The organism is Clostridiaceae bacterium HFYG-1003 (assembly GCA_024579835.1).
GTDB lineage: Bacteria > Bacillota > Clostridia > Clostridiales > Clostridiaceae > JG1575.
The window spans coordinates 1534814-1557588 of record CP102060.1 but is presented as its reverse complement, the minus strand read 5'-3'; the positions used below and the strand labels follow the sequence as shown (position 1 = coordinate 1557588).

The window sequence follows — 22775 nt, the reverse complement described above, 5'->3', positions numbered from 1 at the left end:
CCATGCAGCGAAAAAAACCGGAGTGGCTGAAGGTATCTTTTAACAATGAGGCTGTGGAAGAAGTTGCCTTACTGATGCGCGATATGAAGCTCAATACTGTCTGCAAGGAAGCGAATTGTCCCAATTTGGGCGAATGCTATTCAAAGAAAACGGCCACCTTTATGATTATGGGCAGTCAGTGCACCAGAAACTGTCGATTTTGCAACGTTACCTCCGGCAAGCCTCACCTACTGGATCCAGATGAACCGCTGCATCTGGCAGAAGCGGTGGAACGACTGGGACTGGAGCATGTCGTGATTACCCAGGTAACCAGGGATGACCTGCCGGACGGGGGAGCGGCTCATATGGCTGAAACAGTTCGTCAGGTCAAGAAACGCTGTCCCGGCGTTACCACCGAAGTCTTGATTTCAGATCTGCTGGGAAATCGGGAAGCCTTGGCCGTCCTATTGGATTCCAAACCGGATGTATTAAACCATAATGTGGAAATGGCTGCCCGTCTGTATCCGAAGATCAGGCCACAGGCTAAGTACCAGAGATCTCTTCAGATCCTGGCTGACAGCAAAGCCATCGCACCTCATATTCTGACGAAAACCGGTTTTATGATTGGTCTGGGTGAAACCGATCTGGAAATCAGCGAACTGATGAAGGATGTCCGTTCAACCGGCTGTGATATTCTGACAATCAGTCAATACCTTCAGCCTTCCGCGGAGCACTGGCCGCTGGATCGCTTTGTCGAACCCGCCGGATTTGACCGGTTGAAAGCGGAAGCGACGGCGATGGGCTTCCGGTATGTCGCTTCCAGCCCGCTGGTTCGATCCTCCTATCGGGCTCAGGAAGCCCTGGTTTGCGCAAAGCAGGAAAGCAGGATCAGCGAATGATATATGTGGAAACCGGCTCGACCGATGTATACTTTAATTTTGCGACAGAATATTACTTTGCCAGTGAAAAAAAACTGGAGGATACTGTCTTTCTGTTCTGGCGGACGGAGCCAACCCTGATGATCGGGAAATACCAGAATACTTTCGAAGAGATCGATCTGGAGTATGCCAGAGAGAAGGAGATCCAGGTAGTGAGACGCCTGAGCGGCGGCGGAACCATCTATACCGATCTGGGGGGATGGCAGTTCAGCTTTATTGATTATAGCCAGGGGAATGACATCCAGTTTCAGGATTATATCAAACCGGTAATTGAAGCGCTGCACGAACTGAATGTTCCTTGTGAATTCAACGGGCGCAATGACCTTGTAATCAAAGGACGTAAATTTTCAGGCAATGCCCAGTTCAAGTTGAATGGATGTACCGTTCACCATGGTTCCACGCTGTTTTCGACAAATATTGAGGAAATGGTTCGGAGTACGCAGGTTGACCCTCACAAGATTCTGTCAAAGAGCATCAAATCGGTTCGTGACCGGGTCACCAACATTCAGGATCACCTGGACTTTGCTATGGAACCGGAAGCGTTTAAACAGCATATGGTGAAGTACATGATGAACGGGAGTACCAGTACCTACGAACTTTCCGGGGAGGAACGCCGGCAGATCCAGCAGCTGGCTGATGAGAAATTTCGCTCGGACGTTTTTCGTTTCGGAGCCAATCCCAAGTTTACTTTGACCAGGACAGGGCGGTTCGCCGGCGGTAAAATTACCATTCAGTTGGAATTTGAAAAAAGCCGGATCAGGCATGCAAAGCTCTGCGGTGATTTTTTTGGAAATGAACAAGTGGAACGGCTGGAACAGGTAATGACAGGGATGCCGCTGGAGCGAGAAGCTCTGCTGGATGCCATGCGAACTAATGCACTGGAAGGATCAATATACGGCATTACGGTGGAGGAAATTGTCGAGACAATATTGTCATAGTCAAGGACTGAGGGCGATCGGCGAAAGTCAGTACAGGCCACGATCTCTCCATGATGGATTGTACGATGAAAGATTTAATAGTCATTGGATCATTTAATGAGAGTATATGAATAAAGAAGATCCGGCATCGCCGAATCTTCTTTATTTTTACCTGAATCCTGAAAGATCGACTATAATGAAGAAAAGATCGTATCAAATACAAGGAGTGGACACGATGGATCGTAAAATCACTGTCAAAGGAACAGGCCAGGTTAGCAGAAAACCGGATCAGGTGATTCTTGATCTCATGCTCGAATCTTTGGATCTAAGTTATCAGGAAGCCATGAACCAGGCAGCTGTTTCTGTGGATCAACTGAAAAATACACTGAAAAATGCGGGGTTCGAACCGGATCAGCTAAAGACTACTACGTTCGATGTCACCACCCAATACCGGTCCGAACGGGACAGCAGGGATAATTATATTCAGATTTTTGAAGGTTACCGGATCTCACATGGCTTGCAGCTTGAATTTGACTGGGAACAGGAACGCCTTACCACTGTTTTGAGCGCAGTGGCACAAAGCAGAACAAATCCCCATCTGGATATCCGGTTTTCCATCAAAGACCGCAATGCCGTCATTGATGAAGTTTTAATCCAGGCAGCCCAGAATGCCAGATCCAAGGCTCTGGTACTGGCTCGAGCGTCCGGTGTGGAATTGGGAGAACTGATAGAAATTGACTATACCTGGAGTGATATCCACTTCTATTCCAATACAACCTACATGGCCAAGCAAGAAATGCTTATGGACCGGGCTATGGCTCCTTCCATCGAACCTCAGGACATCTCGGTTTCGGATTCTGCCGAGTTTATCTGGGAAATCAAAGGGTAGGCTCAGGACCCCATCCAGGACTCAAGCAGGGTTCAACCAGTAGTTCAATCAAACGTGAAGTCAGGAATCAGTATGATTAGGGACTGAGACTGACTACTCGTATTCCCGCTGAAAAGGCAGAAGCATCCGGGTTCAAGAATGTAACATGGTGTCCATCCGGACAGTTCCAGGCACATTTGGAACGAAACATCTATTTAACAGGGAATTTTCAATAGGGAATCTTCAATAAGAAAGTTTAAATAGTGAAGTTGAATTAGAAAATCATCAATAGTTACTCTAGGAGGACGTATGGAAATCACCTACTATGTGGCAGATCCTGCAGGGAATATGACAGGGTTGGTTCAGACCGTTCTGCCCAGGTCAATGTATCGCGACATCTCAACATTTCTACTGGAAAACAATGATCATCAGCTGGAACAGATCGGTTTCATGGAAGAGTGTGCCGATTGCGCCGGTCATTTGGAAATGATGGGGGGCGAATTTTGTGGGAATGCCGCTCGAAGCTTTGGCTTGTTTACAGTCTCCCGGACAGACTCCGGAGCGGAAAAGAATGGCGCGAAGAAAGTCGGGATCCGAATCTCGGGAGCAGCCGATGTGCTGGAGGTAATGGCTGATCCGACTGAGCAGACTGCACAGATTCAGATGCCGGCCATTCGATCCATGGACTTGGTGGAGACCAGCAGCTACGGTCGGATTCCTCTGGTAATGATGGAGGGAATCTCTCATGCACTGGTCATTGACAAAGCCATCGATAAACCGGCGGCCGAAGCTCTGATTCGGGAACTGGCACAGCACTGCGACAGTGATGCCATTGGCATCATGTACTATGATTCCGCGGAAAACTTCATGACCCCACTGGTATGGGTAAAATCCACAGATACCTATATCTGGGAGTCATCCTGCGGCTCAGGCAGCTGTGCATTGGCTTCCTGGCTGAAACAAGCTGATCCTGGGGAGTGGAGGATCCAATTCAACGAACCCGGTGGAATTCTGGCTGTTTCAGGGACGGCGGATAATAAACTGTTTCTGGGCGGACCGGTAAAGCTGACAGGACCATTCCGGGCGGAGCTGCCAAAGGAGTTTGAAGTTTAAAGAAGGAATCACATCATTGGGAGCCTGCTTCAGGAAATTCGTGAAACCAAACAGTTTTGTAAATAGTTGAGCAAACATCTGCTCTCACGGAACAGGAGTCAGGCTCATTCCATACACATCGGCCATCTGACCAAGGCACGCGGGGATTCGGAAGTGTCTTCTGATCCAGCGAATGAAAGGAGTATAAAAAATGAAAATGCCAGTTTTGTTTGTCGGACACGGATCTCCGATGAACGCGGTCAATGATAATCCCTTCAAGGAGGAATGGATTCGCCTGGGAAGCCAACTGAAGCCGAAAGCGATCCTGTGTGTGTCTGCCCACTGGTATACCAAAGGCACAAGAATCAATCCAAAAGAAACTCCGGAGCAAATCTATGATATGTACGGCTTTCCACCCGAACTGTATCAAGTCAGATATCCAGCACCGGGATCTCCGGTGCTGGCTGAGCGGGTGAAAGAACTGTTGGGCGACACGGTCAGTTTCAACGAGGACTGGGGAATCGATCATGGAACCTGGTCGGTGCTGAAATGGATGTTCCCCCATGCGGATATCCCCATTGTGCAGTTATCCATTGACGGAACGCAGACGGGATCATTCCATCTTGGCCTTGGTCATGAACTGGCACCGCTGAGAGATGAAGGGATACTCATCATCGGCAGCGGAAACATCGTTCACAATCTGCGCCGCATTGACTGGAACTCCACAGGCGGGTACGATTGGGCGTACGAATTTGACGGCACAATCAAGGCAATGATCCAGGCAGGGCAGTTTGAACAGATCGCTGATTATAAAGCACTGGGTCCCTCCGCGGTGCTGGCCGTTCCGACGCCGGATCATTTTTATCCCCTGCTCTATGTTTTGGGGGCTGCCGATCACTCCGACGCAGTCCAATGCTTCAACGAGTCCTGTGAACTGGGCTCGATCTCAATGACTGGATATCTGATCGGATAACAGGGAGCCGCTCAAGACAACGGCTTCCCTTGAATTGAACCAGACCGGAGAGACAATCTTTACGGGGACAATAAAAAAAGTCATCCTGATCTCACCGTCCGCCGGACGGGAAGCATTCACTGCTTGGTTCAGGATGACTTTTTATTTTGACTCATGACCTATAATCCGATGGGGATCTTTTTGGATTTTTCGAATCTACTCGGCCGCTGGGAGAACCGTCAGGTCCTTGCTGATTTCGTTGAGCACCTCGCAGCCGTGCTCCGTGATCAGTACGAGATCCTCAATTCGTACACCGAATTTTCCAGGAATATAGATTCCGGGTTCAATGGAGAAAATCATCCCAGGTTTGAGAAGATGATCGTTGATCCCGGAGACATCCTCCGGCTCATGAACATCAATACCGATGCCGTGACCGGTGCGGTGCGTGAAGTAGGGGCCGTAGCCTTGAGCTGTAATAAAATCTCGGGCTGCCCGATCCACATCGGAAAATCGATTGCCGGGTCTGGCCTGGGCAATGGCACGTTCATTCGCCTGCCGGACAATTTCATAAACTCGGCTGGCTTCTTCGGGAACTTCCCGGAAGAAATAGGTTCTGGTCATATCAGAGCTGTAGGAATCTTTTTTACAGCCAATATCGAAAATGACAGTATCTCCGGGCTGAATCACCGAGTCATCCGTTTCGTGGTGAGGATCTGCTCCGTTTGCCCCGAAGGCGACAATCGGAGTGAAAGAGGGGCCGTCGCACCCAAGCTCCGCATAAATCTCCATGAGTCTTCTGGCAAGCTGCTTTTCCGTTACGCCATCTGTGACTTCCTCGGCCAGCAGATGCATGGCACTGTCGTTCAGATTGGAGGCGGCGTGCATGGCTACCTGCTCGGAAGGGTCTTTTAACAGCCGGGCACCATCGGCGATGGGCGAGGCAACAATGTATCGGGCAGCCGGATATAGTGACATCAGAGGAAGCAGGAAACGAGCCGGCCAGGTTTTGTCCACGGCAATGACTTCTCCGTCCAGTGCGCCAGCCAGGCGGGACAGATAATCATCCGTATCCTTATACCATACAACCGGAAGGCCAACATCTTCGGGCAAAGGGAACAGTTCGTTGTTGAACAGCATAGTATCGCCCCTGCGCGAGATCAGCAGAACCAGCAGACGTTCGCCGGGTGAGAACCATCTGCCCGTAAGATAAAAGATCGTGGATGGATCCGATATGATCAGCTGATCGGCACCATACTCTTCCATTAAATGACAAATGGCATCAAATCTAGTTGGATGATTCATAGAAGTCTCCTTTATGTGAATGAATGAAAATCATATTCATTATAACAGGAACTTGGATTCCCAAGCACCTCCTTCCATTGGTGATAGGCAAAATCGAAGCATTGGTGTAAGATAAAAATGAAAAATGACGATAGGGGGAGACATATGCAAGTAGATGTCAATTTCCTCGGTGAGCCCAGGCTTTGGGTGGAACAGAAGGAAAAAACATTGGGAAAGAACAAGTTGGAGGCACTACTGTTCTATCTTCTGTTTCAGGAGGAGGTCGACCGCGATGAAGTAGCGTCAGTTTTTTGGCCGATGCATGATTCGAATAAAGGGAAATCTTCTCTTCGAAACAGTCTCTATGAAATTCGTCAGATTCTGGGATTCGATCTGTTCAGCGCTTCAACACGGGATAAGATCCTGCTGGACAGGAATATTCTGCTGTTCAAGGACGTGGATGAACTGGTGGAAGCCCATGCGAAAGGTGAATATAGAGATTATCCATCCCAAATCTTCATGCAGAACAAAGACCTGAAAAACAACCCGGTGTATGAATCCTGGTTGCTTTCCATCCGGAACGCTTATCAGAATATTTTGCTGAACAATCTCCGGGCTCAGCTGCTGCGGGTCCAGCAGTCGGGACGCGGTCCGGAGATTGTAGCCATCGCCCGCCAGATTTTGGAAACGGAACCGTATGATGAGGACACGCTGCGGATCTTAATGCAGTACTATGCGGATAATCAGCAGTATAATGACGCAATGGCTGTGTTTAAGCGGATGAAGGATCTCCTGAAGGATGAACTGGTGGTCGAGCCCGAGCCTGAAACTTTGAAGCTGGCGGATTTCATTCAATTCCGCAAGGTTCAGACAGAAGTGAATCCGGTGACCGGCTTTCAGAGCTCCCGTCTTTTAATGAATTTAACTCAGGAATACCAAAGCTTTCTGAATGGATCCAGTCTGAGACATGTCGTCATCTTCGGCGAGCCAGGCTCCGGACGGACCGATTTGATTCAGTCCTTCCTGGGCCCGTTAAATCTAAAGACTGTTTCGATCCGACTGGACAGCCCGAATCAGAAAATCCCAGAGGGGTTTCTGCTTAAATGGGCGAGAGAATTCCAAGGGAAAGCGCAGGAAGACTTTCGCAAGCTTCTGCTCCATCTGCCGGAGAAACCACTGATCTGCGTGATTGAGAATCTAGAATATATCGATAATAAGAGCCTGATCTATCTGACGGATTTTTTATCATCCAGTCAGAATCGGGTCTTTTTCATTCTGGAAGCCACTCGCGAATTTCTCCGACGAAATGACAGCATAGCCCTGCTGGTTCAAAACGACAATTTGAGTCAGATCGAAGTTCCGTTATTGTCACGGGCGGAACTGCATCATTATCTTCAAAGCTGCGTGGAGAAGGATAATCGCGTCTGGAGTGAAGATCGCTTTGAAGAGGTTTATGAACACAGTCAGGGAAACCTGCTGCTGGCCAGAGAATATTTGAACCCCACCGGCCAGGCGGAGCGACTGTTTCTGCGGCTTACTGCCGGACTTTCCGAAGAGGAGAAGAGCCTGTTGGAGGCTTGCTCCATTTACACCACAGGTTTTACTCCGCAGATGCTAAGAATCCATACCCAGGAACCGGGCTCCCTGATGAAAATATTGCGCAGTCTTTTAATGCGAGGCTTGCTGTCAGAAGAAAACGAACTGCTTCGAATTAAGTACCCCCCACTGCAAAAGTGGCTGTATGATCAGCTTCCAGGCTTTTATCGAACACATCTTCATGAACTGGCTGCGGGAAATACGGCCGGACTGAATCTGTCGCGCCGACAGGAATCGCAGTATCAGGCTATGCATTGGAAAATGGCCCGGCATACGGGAAAATTTCTGTATCACCATCTGCGCGAAGTCGAGCAAACCTTGAACCTGTTCGATCAGATGTACCCCACCGACATTGAACCGGATGATCTGCCGGAACATTTCCACCAAAACAGCCGTCAGTATGATGATCAGCTGAAAACGCTGGTGCAGCAGGTGAATGAATATTGCGAGTCTTCCAGCGGGCCCGATGCCGTTAAAATGGAATTGATTTCCAATTACCTGATGGGCCGGCACTTAATCGCCGGTGGAAAAAGGGAAGACGGAATTAAACTGATCCATGAGGTGATTCGCCGCTCCAAGTTTGCCAATGATCCGGAATACCTGTTGAAAGGGTACATCGAAGTGGTTCATTATGGCATTCAAAAAGATGATATGGACCTGATGGGGCGCTATATCAAACTGGCGGAAGAACTGAACGAGCGGATGGAATGGGGGACGGATCAGAGGAAGCGTGCAGAAGTTCTTCGCTTGTCCGGGCTGTATGAATACAATATCGGCAATCTGGAAGCGGGTCTGGAAAAATTGATCCAGGCAGATGATATTCTGAAACAGTCCTGGTATCGGAAAACCGGTTTCCTTGCCAGAGCCGGTACACTGAATTACATCGGACATATCCGCAAGACCCTGGGGGATCTGTCGGGAGCGGATGCCGCTTATCAGGAATCCATTGGTCTGGTGAACGGGAAACTCCATAAGTGTCTGGATATTCTCTACGCGGATTATGGACGATTCCTGTGGGAGAACGACCGAATTGATGAAGCCGCCGGGATTCTCGAAAAAGCACTGACTGAATACCAGATCCTGGGAACTCATTGGAAACGGCCGGCAACGGAAGCAATTCTCGGATTAATTGCCGTCTCATGCAAAGACAGCCGAAAGGCCAGAACCCATCTCGTCAACGCTCAGATTTATCACAGAGCAGATCATCGGAAGGGAGAAGAGGAACTGATTCGCCAATTGTCCCAGGCCGTGCGCGTTCGTCAGAAAAACTGACGATGTTAAGGAAATAACAATAAACTTGTTAAAAAATTATGGATTTTACGGTGTAAATGTTTAAGAAGCATCCTGAAAAATGACGCAAAAATGATGATAATCCTTTACAATGATGGTGAATGAACAAAATTCTCCCGGAACCGGGCAAAAAATGAAGGAGGAACCCATGAATCTGAGCAACGATCAAATCAAGAATGCGATGACCATTCGTCTGGATGATGCGTTACCGGAATATCCCGTATTCAAAGAAGGGATCCGGCGTGCACCCAAGCGGACTGTCAACCTGTCAAAAGCGGACAAGCTGCTGGCGGTGAAGAATGCGCTGCGCTACATTCCTGAACAGCATCATGAGGCAATGGCCAAGGAATTTTATCAGGAACTGGAAGAAAAGGGGAAAATCTACGGCTATCGCTACATGCCAAAGGAGGCTTTGTACGGAAAGTCCATCGATGAGTACAAATCCAACTGTATTGAAGGAAAAGCCTTCCAGGTCATGATTGACAATAACCTTGACTTTGAAGTGGCACTCTACCCGTATGAACTGGTAACCTACGGAGAAACAGGTTCTGTTTGCCAGAACTGGATGCAGTATCAGCTGATCAAGAAATATCTGGAACAGCTCGATGAAAATAAAACCCTGGTTCTCTACTCGGGACACCCGGTCGGACTGTTCCATAGCCGCCCGGAAGCACCCAGAGTCATTATTACCAACGGTCTCATGATCGGAATGTACGATGATCTGGAAAACTACAACCGGGCACAGGCGCTTGGCGTAGCGAACTATGGACAGATGACTGCCGGAGGCTGGATGTATATCGGACCTCAGGGAATCGTCCATGGAACCTACAACACGCTGCTTAACGCCGGACGTCTGGTGCTTGGCATTCCCAATGAAGGCAACCTTGCTGGCAAGCTGTTCATCACCTCCGGTCTGGGAGGAATGAGTGGTGCTCAGGGAAAAGCCGTCGAGATCGCCGGTGGAGTAGGTATTATTGCAGAAGTTGATGCTTCCCGGATCACAACCCGTCATAGTCAGGGTTGGGTCGGACAGGTTGTGGAGACACCCGAAGAAGCCTTCCGGGTCGCCTATGCCGCGATGGAAGCCAAAGAACCCAAATCCATCGCTTTCCATGGAAACATTGTAGATCTGCTGTATTATGCCATTGATAAGAACATCGGCATTGACCTGCTCAGTGACCAGACTTCCTGCCATGAACCCTACACCGGAGGTTACTGCCCGTCAGGAATAACTTTTGAAGAACGCACCAGACTGTTGGCTGAGGATCCTGAGAAATTCCATGGGCTGGTAGATGAGACGCTGAAGAAACATTATGAGGCAATCAAAACTCTGACTGCCCGCGGAACGTATTTCTTCGACTATGGCAACTCCTTCATGAAAGCAATCTACGATGCAGGCGTCATGGAAATTTCAAAGAATGGAATTGACGACAAAGACGGCTTTATCTGGCCATCCTATGTGGAAGATATTCTTGGACCTCGACTGTTTGACTTTGGATATGGCCCCTTCCGCTGGGTGTGTCTCTCCGGCAAGCCGGAAGATCTCAGAAAAACGGATATGGCCGCCATGGAAGTCATTGATCCGGATCGCCGCTATCAGGATCGTGACAACTGGGTCTGGATCCGCGATGCGGAGAAGAACAAGCTGGTTGTCGGCACCCAGGCTCGGATTCTCTACTCCGATGCTCTTGGCCGCCGGGATATCGCCTTGAAGTTCAACGAAATGGTACGCAATGGTGAAATCGGACCGGTTATGCTCGGCCGCGACCACCACGATACCGGCGGAACGGATTCGCCATTCCGCGAAACATCCAATATCAAGGATGGATCGAACATCATGGCTGACCAGGCAACACAGATCTTTGCCGGAAACGCTGCGCGCGGCATGAGCCTGATCGCATTGCATAACGGGGGAGGAGTCGGAATCGGAAAATCAATCAACGGCGGCTTTGGCTGCGTACTGGATGGTTCAGCCCGAATCGACGAAGTATTGAAATCGGCTATGCCATGGGACGTAATGGGTGGTGTGGCAAGACGTGCATGGGCACGCAATGAAAACGCCATGACCACGTCCATGGAATACAATGAGATCATGGCAGGCCACGACCACATCACGCTGCCTTACCTTGTCAATGAAAAGGTTGAGCAGCAGATTCAGGACCTGATCCAGGAATAAGCAGACCTCCGAATGAAGAGCGCCGGCCCGTTACACCCGGTGCTCTCCATCCGGCTATCAGAACCTGCATTGCAGCAAGATCCAAATGACATCCGGTTTTACATCAAAAGAAAAAAACGACCACAGACCTTATTGTTCAAGCATCACCAAAATATTTATTTATGGGGGAAACTCACATGCTAACAAATCCTGTGCTCATATCAGTTATAGTCATGATTGTATTGTGTCTGGTCAAAGTCAACGTTCTTATCGCAATTCTGCTTTCCGCACTCGTTGCCGGTCTTCTTGCCGGCATGCCGATTCCAGATATCATGAAAAATCTGATCGGCGGAATGGGCGGATCTTCTGAAACTGCTCTATCCTATATTCTGCTGGGAGCCATGGCCATGGCCATTGCCCACACCGGCGTTGCGGATCTTTTAGTACGAAAACTGTCTAAAATTGAGTTTAAGCGCAAGTGGATTTTCCTGCTTCTGCTGGCCGGTGTTTCCTCGCTGTCCCAGAACCTGATTCCGGTGCACATTGCCTTTATTCCGATCCTGATTCCACCGCTGCTGCTGTTCTTCAATAAAATGAAGCTGGACCGTCGCGCCGCTGCCTGCGCCCTGACGTTTGGTCTGAAAGCCCCTTATGTTATGCTGCCGGTTGGGTTCGGCCTGATCTTCCATGGCATCGTCTCCAAGGCGATGACAGAAGCCGGAGTACCTTTCAACCAGATGGATGTCTGGAAGGCGACTCTGGTTCCTGGACTGGGTATGGTATTGGGTCTTCTGATTGCCGTTTTCTTCAGCTACCGCGGAGATCGCAATTATGCCGATGTCCAAATCACAGAAGTTAAGGAAGAGGATCTTTCCAAGAGTGGACTGACCATGGGACAGTGGGGTGCCATTGTCGGCGCTGTCGCGGCCTTCGCGATTCAGCTGCTGGGCGGCGGACTTCCGCTGGGTGCTCTGGCTGCTCTGTTTGTCATGATGCTGTTCGGTTCCTTCAAGCTCAGCGAACTGGATAAGATCATGAACTCCGGTATCGGACTCATGGGCTTCATTGCTTTCGTTATGCTGGTAGCTGCCGGATATGCCAATGTCCTGCGTGAGACAGGCGGCATACCCTCACTGGTTAACGCTTCTGTTGCGATCATGGGCGGCAGCAAAGTCATCTCGGCATTCATCATCCTGCTCATTGGACTTGTCGTCACTATGGGAATTGGAACTTCCTTCGGAACGATTCCGATCGTCGCTGCCATCTTCGTTCCCCTGGCCGCTCAGCTCGGTTTCTCCCCCCTCGCCATTGCCAGCCTGATTGCTGTTGCCGGCGCGCTGGGTGATGCCGGATCACCGGCTTCTGACTCGACGCTGGGACCCACATCAGGACTCAATGCCGATGGACAGCACGACCACATTTGGGATACCTGCGTTCCGACTTTCCTTCACTACAATATCCCGCTGATCGTATTTGGAACCTTTGCGGCAGCCTTCCTTCTGTAACAGAACAAAATATCTTGGCCACTGGCCTTTCGAATTTGAAAAGAGGTAAATTACAATGGAAAAATTACTCCTGGATGGCAGCTCGCTGACCATCGAAGATTTCATCAGTGTGACCAGAGGCATGCGGAAAGTTGGTCTGACCGACGCATCCAAGCAGGCCGTACTGAAAGCAAGAGAACTGGTGGACCGGTTTGTCAGTGAACACCGCGTTGTATACGGACTCACTACCGGATTTGGTAAATTCAGTGATGTCAGCATTGATCAGGATGAAACCGAAGCACTCCAGAGAAATCTGATTACCAGCCATTGCTGTGGCGTGGGTGAACCATTCCCGGCGGACATTGTCCGCGGCATCATCCTGCTGCGCGTCAATGCACTGTCCAAGGGCTTCTCCGGAATCCGTCTGGAAACTCTGGAATCTCTCATTGGCATGCTGAATGAAAATGTGGTTCCGTATGTACCGGAAAAAGGCTCCCTGGGAGCATCCGGTGACCTGGCTCCCTTGTCTCATGTCGCGCTGACCCTGATCGGTCAGGGACAGGCTTACTATCAGGGAGAACTGATGGATGGCGCTGAGGCGATGAAAAAAGCCGGAGTGCCCATCATTACACTTTCTTCCAAAGAAGGCCTCGCACTGAATAACGGAACTCAGGTTATGACCAGCGTCGGTACCCACACGATCTGGGATGCGTTCAACCTGATTCGTCAGGCCAACGGAATTGCCATGCTGAGCTTTGAAGCTCTTACCGGTATTACCGATGCATACTTTGAAGGAACCCACAAAATCCGTAATCAGGCCGGACAGGTCAGCTGCGCCAAGAACTTCCTGGAACTGGTTGAAGGCTCTGCCAACACCACCAAGCAGGGGGAACTGAGAGTGCAGGATGCTTACTCCCTGCGCTGCCTGCCCCAGATCCACGGTGCATCACTGGACTGCTTCAACTACGTTCGGTCCAAGGTAGAAAATGAAATTAACGCTGTTACCGACAACCCGATCATCTTTGTGGATGAAGAGCGCGTTGTTTCCGGAGGAAACTTCCATGGACAGCCGATGGCTCTCCCATTTGATTTCCTGAAGATTGGTCTGGCAGAACTGGCCAACGTTTCAGAACGCAGAGTGGAACGTCTGGTTAACCCGACTTTATCCAATGGATTGCCGGCATTCCTGACCGAGCGCGGCGGAGTCAACTCCGGTTTCATGATCGTTCAGTATTCGGCGGCTTCCCTGGTTTCTGAAAACAAAGTCCTGGCGCATCCGGCTTCTGTGGATTCCATTCCGTCTTCCGCCAATCAGGAAGACCATGTATCCATGGGTACCATCGCTGCCAGACAGGCCAGAGAAATCCTGGGCAATACCCGGAAAGTTCTCGCCATGGAACTGCTGACCGCGTGCCAGGCACTGGATCTGCGCGGCAACAAGGGACTTGGCAAGGGAACCCAGGCATTCTATGACAAGGCACGTTCTGTGGTGGACACACTTGGTGAAGACCGCGTAATGTACTATGACATTGATAAAATGGAAAAACTCATTGAATCCAATGAGCTGGTCAAGGCGCTGGACGAACTCCAGATCACACTGAATTAATTAGCTCCGGCTCTTTACCCAAAGTGCTGGTAAGCGATACTGTAAAATAAGTGGAAATCGGTCGTAATTCTAATGGGTTGCGACTGATTTCTTTTTCAGAGGAATATCATTCCCCCGATAGCCTTTCGGCTATCAGACGAAGAATTAGCCGTGAACGCAGATGATCGGGTTGAACTCCTTGATGGATAATATTCAAAATAAAGGGGTATTTGATCGAGCAGCTTAGGATGTCTTGTTCTTGAAGTAATTTTGGTTGGGGATCATTTCGACTCCAATGGGATTCAATACAAAAACGGCTTATGGAAGACCATAAGCCGTTTTTGTATGTGGATCATCGTTCAGTGGCCTGCAGCCATCTTTTCGTTCATATTCTGGTTCGGATTCGAGCAGATTCAAGGATCGGATCAGTGGTTGAATCCGTTCATCATCGAGATTATCCCGGGCAACTATTCATTTCCTGCCGGCTGGTAGGGGACAGCTTCTTTCTGAATCTTATCAGGAAGTTCGATCTCGGGAGCGCTGTTGTATTTGCTGTAATCATAGGTTGTTACCGTATGGGTGCTTACTCCCGCTGTGGTGGTGACCTGTTCATAGGACACTTTTTTATAACGATATTCCTGATCCAGTATAAACTCGACCATCGTCTCCATGGTCTGTCCCTGAGCTTCCATCTGGGCCAGGGTATCCTTTTCCTTGATCTCTATACCGGTCAGGGAGTAGAATTCCAATGCGCTCAAGGGATGGGTTGACACAAGGATTATATCATCACCGCTGCGAGTCACATCGATGTAGTCGTTGACCCGGGCATGGATTCGGATGGTGGAGGTTTTATCCACGGGCATATCCAGATAGACCCAGGAACCGGTAGAAGGATCTTCCATGTACATCCGGTGATTCAACAGGTAGGTGGTATCGAGTATATCCGCCTGCTTGGTCATAATTTTACCGTTCCCAAGCAGTGGATGAATGGTGGCCTTAGTGGTTGTAACAACTTCCGTATCACCAAATTCGGCTACACTGGAAGAAGTATAGTCATAGCTTTGTACTCGCATCATTGCATCGGCTGACTTTTGCAGGATAAATCGTGCCGTTGGTTCGGCCGGCCTGGTATCGGGAACTGAAGTCTGCGTTGACGTCGCGACGGGGACTGTCCCGGGTGAAGGGATGGACGCCGGCGTCTTTGTTGCCACTGATCCGGCGGGCCTGGATTGGGTTGTTGGTGATGCGACTTCCAGCTGGCAGCCGGTCAGTGGAAATGACAGGGCCAGGCAGGCAGCTATAATAACTTTTGCTTTCATGGAGTCCTCCCAAGGAATAATGAAAATAAAAAACTCAGTCCGTGGTATCAGCTACACGCGGACTGATGTGAGATGAATAAAGCTTTCCATTGAAAGCCGGTTCATGTTAATTGATACTGAAAATGTCTGGGATATCTTTTTTTGCGTTTATGGTATATCCAGAACCTGACTCTTCAGCGTTAGCAGTTACTCCACTTTGCAGGGTAATTGCAAAAGCCGCAGAAAGTGCGAGCAGCAGTGCTATGATTCGTCTTTTCAACAAAACATCACTCCCTTGTAGTTAATTTTTGATTCTGAGAATCCTGAGAATGGCTGATTTTGTGGTACATTTTCATTCTTATCCTTATTATAACAATGATTTAAAGAAAATTACTTTAAAATTGTGAAATATTTGTAAAATATGTATATGACAATACAAGAACCTGTAAATGAAAAACTCATGGATTGGTAAGAAAAATTGGCTCAATCATAAATTCTGTGGGATGGTGGATTCCTTACGTACGTTTTACGACTCATATCGAATAACTTGAGGAAGAAGTATTCATCATCTGGATAGCCATACCCTTGTCGACGTAATGTCTTAATCTTGTTGTTGATCCCCTCGATTTGACCATTCGAAATACGGTAGGTCGCATAAGCTATAATCCCTTCAAAATGTCTGTCCATCAGGCGCCCAAACCACTGCAGGTGCTCATTCTCCGAGGCATAGCATACTTCCATGACCTCCGTGATCAGACTAGCCATTTCCGGCTCACTGGCGGCCTTGTACGCCTCCGAGAGCATCTCTTTGACGAGGTCAACTGTGAACAGAAGCTGGTTCTCCTGGATGAGCTGGTCGTACTTCTCCTCACTGCCAGGACGACGCGTGATCTCTGCCCTTTGGAAGAGCGTACCGCCCTTGGACAAGGGTTTGCCCTCCGCGGCCTCCCGGTCTTTGCGCTGCAGCGTCTCCCGAGAAGACATCAGGATATAGCGGGTCCTCTTGAGGGACTCAGCAGCTTTGTACTCACCCATCGCCTGAAGACGCCTCTGTTCGTCTTTGCGCACTTCAGCGACCACTTTGTCATTGAAATTCTTGATGATGTGGAAATGGTCGAAGACCGGCTGGATGTGGGGGCACTTTTCCTCAAAGGCTTCTTGGAAGTCTGAGTTCATGTCCGAGGCGACTGCTTCAACACCGTCCATCCACTCGAGACCGACGTGCTCAATGAAGTCATAGACGACCTGCTTGCGCTTGCCATGGGCGATCCAGAGGATATGGCCAGTCTCTATGTCGATGATATGAGTGGCGTACTGGTGGCCCCGGTGAAGCTTGAACTCGTCGATGCTGAGGCACTTTGCCTGCCGCTGGGGCTTGATGAGCTTGCCATCAAGGGTGTACATTTCCTCCAGGCGTTTCAAGTCGATCGCTTTGACCGTGTTCTTGCCTAGACCAGTAATCTCAGCGACCTGTTTGAGATTGTAGGTTCCGATGGCGAGAAGGTCCCTGGTGTACTGCAGGAGGGCTTGTGTGATCCGATGGCCTTGTGCCTGGAAAGACACCTGTTGGACCTTGGTGATCCCGCAGGTTGGGCACAGTAACTGATTCTTGCCGAACTCCAGGGACGTATAAGTGTGCCCGAAGTTCAGGTGCCAGAGACTGCATGGGGACGTATTGTTGATGTGCATGAAGCCCCCGCAGTTGGGGCAGGCGCGATCGGTGTCATCTAGCTTGAGGACTCCATGCAACTGAACAACACTCTTACCGGAAACGGCGGTATGCTGCGAACTATGCGTATTAGTAAACCCAACAAGAGATGAAGGGATGTGCAGAAAATTTTGGGAATCATTGATTGTGTTAGCCTGTCCATTCTGTGTATAATTCATTCAGAGCCTCCGCTGTGCTTGGATTTGTACATCCGTCCAGATGCATTTCCATCATAGCGCGGGGCTCGTTCTATTATCAAATGTTATGCCGGTTTGGGGAATGGATCTAGTCGGTCAATCCCACAGAATTTGTGATTGACCCGAAAAATTCGCCGTATAAATGTGATATTATTAGTGACAAGGAGGGGAGAAGATGAAAGTATTATTGATACGACACGGAGTTGCACAGGATCCAATCTCCGGGCAATCGGATGAAACAAGACAGCTTACCCGGGATGGACGTCAGGCTCTTCTGGATCAGGCAGTCTATTTGGCGATCTACCTGTTTCAGGATGATGTCCGGCTTATTTCTTCTCCTCTGATCCGGGCGGTTCAAACGGCGGAAATTCTTGCCGCTGCCGGGCTGGGTCCCATTGAGATCCAGGATTATGTCCAATCGGGAGATTTTGAAACGTTCAGGCAGGAGGTACTGGGTTCGCCGGACCGGACTCTGGTAATTGTTGGCCACTCGCCTCATCTGGAAGACTGGATTCAGAGGGTTACCGATCAATCATTTCAGTTGAGGAAAGGATCCTGTGTCCAGCTTGAGATCCAGGATGAGCTTGAGTTTAAAGGATATGTGGAGTGGTGCCTCAGACTGAAGGAGTTCAGAAAGCTGATGCGCCTGGAACGCTCCGGAGAAGCTCTCAGCTGCTTTGAGCATGACATAGGGCTTGTGATTCGCCGTTCAGTCCGAACGATTCTGGAGCACCGTGAAGCCTTTCTGAAGGATCCTGCGGAAATTGAATCGGTCCATAAACTGAGAGTCAAGATACGGCAGTTCCGCTCGCTGATCAGCTTTTTCAAGCCACTGATGTCAAAGAAAAACCAAAGGCGTATTCAGGAGCTGCTTCGACAGATGGCTGGAGAATGCGCCTACCTGAGAGAGCTGGATGTGCTGATGATCGAGTGGCGAAAGCATAGGGAGTCATTTGATCTGGCCGGGGAGAGCGGGGACGAGTTTTTTGAGATTTTGAAATCGGAACGAGCAGCAGAACAGCATCGGCTGTTTCAATCCCTGGAAAAGCCAGGCTTTGTAGAAGACCTGAACCGAGTCGAAGAACAGCTGAAGGGGGCTGTTCGAATTAAGCGCGCAGCCCACTCCTCACTGGATTTTATGGTCCGGGAGACCCTGGACCGATGGATCCGGGAAATTCAGGGGATCTACGAATCCATCAATCAGAATGATCTGGCAGCCATCCATGCACTGCGCATTAAAGCTAAAAAAATTCGGTATCTCATGGAGATTTTCGGGCTAAGTGAAGTTCAGCCGATCAAGGATCATTATAAGGACATTAAGCGCTGGCAGGAAACATTGGGCGAACTGACCGACGCCAACCGCAACAGTGAAGCGGTCCGGGAGATTTCAGCGAAATTTCCCGGACGGCCGATTGTGCAGGAAATTGAGATTTTCACCAGGATTCAGGAAAAGCGAGCAGAAGAGCTGTTCCAGGAGTTTTTTCAGTCCCGTCTCTGGTCCCTGTCATCTGCCGCTGAACCGGACAGACTCGTAAAATAAAGACAATCAATCTTCAGCCCTCTGTAATGAATCGACTGATGTTATTTCAATAGAGGAAACTAGGCATAACAAGACCATAAGAGGCACCATCGAACGCTTTGAACGTTCGGTGATGCCTCTTTTAAACTTACTTAAACTCGCTTATCTGACAGAACGGCGAGAACTGACTGACCTGCCAATTGAAGGAATCGCTCAGTTATCACACGACCAGCGGGTATATGCACTCAAGCAATCAGCATTGTGCCGGGTCAGTTTCAGCGGGGCAGGCGTTTTGGCCGGACTAAACGGCGAGTTCAAACTGACTGTTGTACAGGTCCGCGTAGAAGCCGTTTCTGTCAAGCAGTTCTTTATGATTGCCGCTTTCGATGATATCTCCGTCCTTCATGACCAGAATCAAATCAGCATTCTTGATGGTAGAAAGGCGATGGGCAATGACAAAGGATGTCCTGCCTACTGTCAGGCCGTCCATGGCAGTCTGAACAATCCGTTCGGTTCTGGTGTCAACCGAACTGGTGGCTTCATCCAGAATCAGCAGGGGTGCGTTCTGGATCATGGCACGGGCGATGGTGATCAGCTGTTTTTGGCCTTCGGACAAGCTCGCCTTTTCATTGAGAATGGTGTCATACCCATCAGGCAGTGTCTTGATGAAGTGGTGCAGACCCACTGTTTTGCAGGCTGAAATGACATCTTCATCTGCCACGCCTTCCTTGCTGTAAATGATGTTTTCTTTGATGGAACCTTCAAACAGCCATGAATCTTGTAAGACCATGCAGAATTGCTCATGGACATTTTCTCTGGGAACACTGTCGATGGGAATTTTATCCAGCAATATTTCACCGCCGTCTAGATCATAAAATCTCATCAGCAGATTGACCATGGTCGTTTTGCCCGCTCCGGTGGGACCCACGATGGCTACTTTCTGGCCTGCGGAGATGCTTGCGGAAAAGTCATGGATGATCGTCTTGTCCGGGTCATAGCCGAAACGGACATGCCTGAATTCGACGTCTCCCCGGATCCCCTGGAGTGCTTTGACCTTCTCGCTTTCATCGGCCAGTTCCGGTTCACCCAGGAACTCAAAAACTCGCTCCCCGGCAGCAGCGGTGCGCTGCAGATTGTTTGCCGCCTGAGCCATTTGTGAGAGGGGCTGAGTGAATAGCCGGATATACAGCATGAATGCCACGATAACGCCAAAACTGATTTTGCCGTCCAGCGCCAGGGCTGCTCCAACGACACAGACAGCCACATAACCCAGGTTGCCGATAAACTGCATGAGGGGCATCATCAGTCCGGAGAAAAACTGAGATTTCCAGGCACTGGTATACAGGTTGGTGTTGATTGCCTCAAAGGTCTGCTTGGCAGCATTCCCTCCATTGTAAACTTTAACGACATTGTGGTTGGAATAGATTTCTTCAATGTGCCCATTAATGCTGCCCAGTTCCTTTTGCTGCGCACTGAAAAAACTCTGTGATTTCTTCATAATCAGGATCATGAGGGCAAAACCGATCACACTGGCTGCCACAGCTGTCAATGCCAGGATCCAGTTCGTGTAGAACATCATGATCAAAGCTCCGATAAACATGGTGACGGAGGTAACCAGGGTGCCAATACTCTGGTTCATTGTCTGACCAATGGCGTCCACGTCATTGGTTACGCGGCTCAGGACATCGCCATAGCTGACTTTGTCAAAATAGCGCAGGGGAAGACGGTTGATTTTCTGTGCGATGTCAGTACGCAGTGCTTTTGAAATTTTCTGGGTCACAGTGGCCATAATGAAACTCTGGGCAAACCCAAGCAAAGCGGCGCCTGCATAGAAGAAAACAAGCAACATCACCAGGTTCTGAATTGCGCTCATGTCCATCTTTCCCAGAACTGGCTTGCCATTGATCAGGGCAGGCAGTCCTTTGGCGATCTCATTGGTAATGTCCTTCAGCACGTCCGGACCAACAATCTGCAGAACAGTGCCAATGGCAGCAGCGAGCAATGAAATGATGATAACCGGGACATACGATTTCATGTAGTGGATCAGCTTTTTCCAGGTGCCCTTAAAGTCTCTGGCTTTTTCAACGGAGCCGCCCATTCCTGGCCCCATTCCGAAGCGGCCGTTGGAGCCGGGGCGTTTTTCTGTATTTTTACTCATGAAACAAGCTCCTCTTCACTAAGTTGGGACATGGCGATTTCTCGATAGACCTGGCATTTCTCCAGTAGTTCCTTATGGGTGCCAGAACCCACGACGCGACCTTCATCCAGGACGATAATCCGGTCCGCATCCATGATGGTGCCAATCCGCTGAGCCACGATGAGACTGGTGACACCGGCGGTTTCTTTCTGCAGAGCTGTTCGCAGAACACGGTCAGTCTTGTAGTCCAGGGCTGAAAAACTGTCATCGAAGATATAGATTTCCGGTTTTCGGCAGATCGCCCGTGCGATGGCAAGACGCTGTTTCTGACCGCCCGAGAGATTGCTGCCGCTCTGAGCGATGGATGCCTCATATTGTCCATCCATCGTTTCCACAAAATCCGTTCCCTGGGCAATGGCAACCGCTTTTTTTACCTCTTCTTCGCTTGCTGGCATCTTGCCGTTCTCACCGTAATTCACATTGAAGGAAACCGATCCCATAAACAGAGCTGCCTTTTGCGGCACATAACCGATTTTGTTGTATAACGCATTCAGGGCATAGTCTTTGACATTGACACCGTCAATCCGGACTTCACCTTCTGTGGCATCAAAAAAGCGTGGAATCAGATTAATCAGGGTACTTTTGCCGCTTCCGGTAGATCCGATAAAGGCCACAGTTTCTCCCTGCTTCGCGGTAAAGCTGACATCCTGGAGAACGTACTCGGCAGCTCCGGGATATTGAAAACTGACGTGACTGAATTCTACCGTACCAGTCTCACCGGGCAAACCTTCCGTGTGACGGCCACTCACGATGGCAGGTTCAGTATCCAGGACTTCGTTGATCCGACGGGCTGAAACAGCGGCCCGGGGCAGCAGTATGAACATCATAGCAAGCATCATGAAAGACATGATGACCTGCATGGCATACGCTGAGAAGACAACCATATTGGAGAAAATGGTCAGTTTGTCCATGGCCTGTGCCGCGTCAATCAGGTTTGCACCGATCCAGTAGATTGCCAGAGTCAGTCCGCTCATAACGATGTTCATCATTGGCATCATAATTGCCATGCTCCGACTGGTAAACAGCTGCGTTTCTGTCAGTTCAGCATTGGCCTTCTCGAATTTCGCTTCCTGAAAATCTTCAGCGTTATATGCTCGGACTACGCGCAGACCGGTCAGGTTCTCACGGGTAACTTTGTTCAAATTATCCGTCAGGGTCTGCATTCTTCGGAATTTTGGTATGACAAAGATCATGACGAAGGCGATCATCAGAACCATGACGAGTACCGCCACGCCGGTCGCCATCGACCATTCAAAACCCTTACCAGCTATTTTTGTGATGGCCCACACGGTCATGATGGGCGCCTTAATGATCATTTGCAAGCCCATGGTGATCAGCATCTGAATCTGAGTGACATCATTGGTTGATCGAGTGATCAGGCTGCTGGTAGAAAACCGGTTGATTTCCTCCATGGAGAAAGATTCCACCTGGTGAAACAAGTCACTGCGAAGCCTTTGGGAAAAGGAAGCGGCGATCCGGGCGGCAAAAAAACCTACAACGACGGCTGACGCGACGCTGCCCAGTGCGCACAGCATCATGTAGCCGCCCTGTGTCCAGATTTCGCTCATATCACTGCCGGGCGTTTGGACCAGGCGGGTGATTCCTGACATGTAATCCGGCAGTTTCAGGTCCAGCCAGACCTGGGCTACGATGAACACCAGACTGACCGCAAATTGTACCCACTCGTGGGACTTAAGATGTTTAAATAACTTCAACATG

General features: G+C 49.6%; 16 protein-coding genes. 10 read left to right on the top strand and 6 right to left on the bottom strand.

All coding sequences use genetic code 11. The annotated features are described in order from the left end of the window. The first annotated feature begins 2 nt into the window (after positions 1 to 2). From lipA to ygiD, 5 genes are all read left to right on the top strand, one after another. Positions 3 to 878 carry a lipoyl synthase gene (gene lipA, locus NQU17_06995; protein ID UUM13297.1) on the top strand — a complete coding sequence of 292 codons (876 nt, stop codon included), beginning with the start codon at positions 3 to 5 and terminating at the stop codon, positions 876 to 878. After that, positions 875 to 1855 carry a lipoate--protein ligase gene (locus NQU17_06990; protein UUM13296.1) on the top strand — a complete coding sequence of 327 codons (981 nt, stop codon included), beginning with the start codon at positions 875 to 877 and terminating at the stop codon, positions 1853 to 1855. Before lipA ends, NQU17_06990 begins: the two co-directional genes overlap by 4 nt. 214 nt (positions 1856 to 2069) lie before the next feature. Further along, positions 2070 to 2723, top strand: a complete 654-nt coding sequence (locus tag NQU17_06985) for an SIMPL domain-containing protein (GenBank protein ID UUM13295.1) — start codon at positions 2070 to 2072, stop codon at positions 2721 to 2723. A gap of 288 nt (positions 2724 to 3011) precedes the next feature. Beyond that, positions 3012 to 3815: a hypothetical protein gene (locus tag NQU17_06980; protein UUM13294.1), complete on the top strand. Its 804-nt coding sequence runs from the start codon at positions 3012 to 3014 to the stop codon at positions 3813 to 3815. Between the two features lie 190 nt (positions 3816 to 4005). Continuing rightward, positions 4006 to 4767 carry a 4,5-DOPA dioxygenase extradiol gene (ygiD, locus tag NQU17_06975; protein ID UUM13293.1) on the top strand — a complete coding sequence of 254 codons (762 nt, stop codon included), beginning with the start codon at positions 4006 to 4008 and terminating at the stop codon, positions 4765 to 4767. A gap of 195 nt (positions 4768 to 4962) precedes the next feature. Here the strand turns inward: ygiD and NQU17_06970 are convergent, their stop codons facing one another. Next, a complete protein-coding gene (locus NQU17_06970) occupies positions 4963 to 6048 on the bottom strand; it encodes a Xaa-Pro peptidase family protein (GenBank protein ID UUM13292.1) in 1086 nt (361 codons plus the stop codon). Positions 6049 to 6192: 144 nt separating this feature from the next. Here NQU17_06970 and NQU17_06965 point away from each other — a divergent pair, with 144 nt between their 5' ends. The 4 genes from NQU17_06965 to hutH all read left to right on the top strand — a co-directional run bounded on the left by NQU17_06965 (position 6193) and on the right by hutH (position 14158). Beyond that, positions 6193 to 8895: a hypothetical protein gene (locus NQU17_06965; protein ID UUM13291.1), complete on the top strand. Its 2703-nt coding sequence runs from the start codon at positions 6193 to 6195 to the stop codon at positions 8893 to 8895. 166 nt (positions 8896 to 9061) lie between these two features. Then, positions 9062 to 11089 (top strand): urocanate hydratase, encoded by a 2028-nt coding sequence (locus tag NQU17_06960; GenBank protein UUM13290.1) that lies wholly within the window; start codon positions 9062 to 9064, stop codon positions 11087 to 11089. A gap of 176 nt (positions 11090 to 11265) precedes the next feature. Beyond that, positions 11266 to 12573, top strand: a complete 1308-nt coding sequence (locus NQU17_06955) for a sodium:proton antiporter (protein ID UUM13289.1) — start codon at positions 11266 to 11268, stop codon at positions 12571 to 12573. 55 nt (positions 12574 to 12628) lie between these two features. Then, positions 12629 to 14158 carry a histidine ammonia-lyase gene (gene hutH, locus NQU17_06950; GenBank protein UUM13288.1) on the top strand — a complete coding sequence of 510 codons (1530 nt, stop codon included), beginning with the start codon at positions 12629 to 12631 and terminating at the stop codon, positions 14156 to 14158. A 446-nt stretch (positions 14159 to 14604) separates the two neighbouring features. On the opposite strand, the gene NQU17_06945 is transcribed toward hutH, so the two are convergent. The 3 genes from NQU17_06945 to NQU17_06935 form a co-directional block, all read right to left on the bottom strand. After that, positions 14605 to 15456 (bottom strand): hypothetical protein, encoded by an 852-nt coding sequence (locus NQU17_06945; protein ID UUM13287.1) that lies wholly within the window; start codon positions 15454 to 15456, stop codon positions 14605 to 14607. A 106-nt stretch (positions 15457 to 15562) separates the two neighbouring features. Next, positions 15563 to 15715: a hypothetical protein gene (locus NQU17_06940; GenBank protein ID UUM13286.1), complete on the bottom strand. Its 153-nt coding sequence runs from the start codon at positions 15713 to 15715 to the stop codon at positions 15563 to 15565. Between the two features lie 203 nt (positions 15716 to 15918). Next, a complete protein-coding gene (locus NQU17_06935) occupies positions 15919 to 17322 on the bottom strand; it encodes an ISL3 family transposase (GenBank protein ID UUM13285.1) in 1404 nt (467 codons plus the stop codon). 193 nt (positions 17323 to 17515) lie between these two features. On the opposite strand from NQU17_06935, the gene NQU17_06930 reads away from it, so the two are divergent. Beyond that, positions 17516 to 18880: a CHAD domain-containing protein gene (locus NQU17_06930; GenBank protein ID UUM13284.1), complete on the top strand. Its 1365-nt coding sequence runs from the start codon at positions 17516 to 17518 to the stop codon at positions 18878 to 18880. A gap of 280 nt (positions 18881 to 19160) precedes the next feature. Here NQU17_06930 and NQU17_06925 read toward each other — a convergent pair whose 3' ends face one another. Both NQU17_06925 and NQU17_06920 read right to left on the bottom strand, forming a co-directional pair. Then, a complete protein-coding gene (locus NQU17_06925) occupies positions 19161 to 21017 on the bottom strand; it encodes an ABC transporter ATP-binding protein/permease (GenBank protein ID UUM13283.1) in 1857 nt (618 codons plus the stop codon). Next, positions 21014 to 22774: an ABC transporter ATP-binding protein/permease gene (locus tag NQU17_06920; GenBank protein UUM13282.1), complete on the bottom strand. Its 1761-nt coding sequence runs from the start codon at positions 22772 to 22774 to the stop codon at positions 21014 to 21016. The genes NQU17_06925 and NQU17_06920 overlap by 4 nt, the downstream gene beginning before the upstream one ends. Position 22775 lies beyond the last annotated feature (1 nt).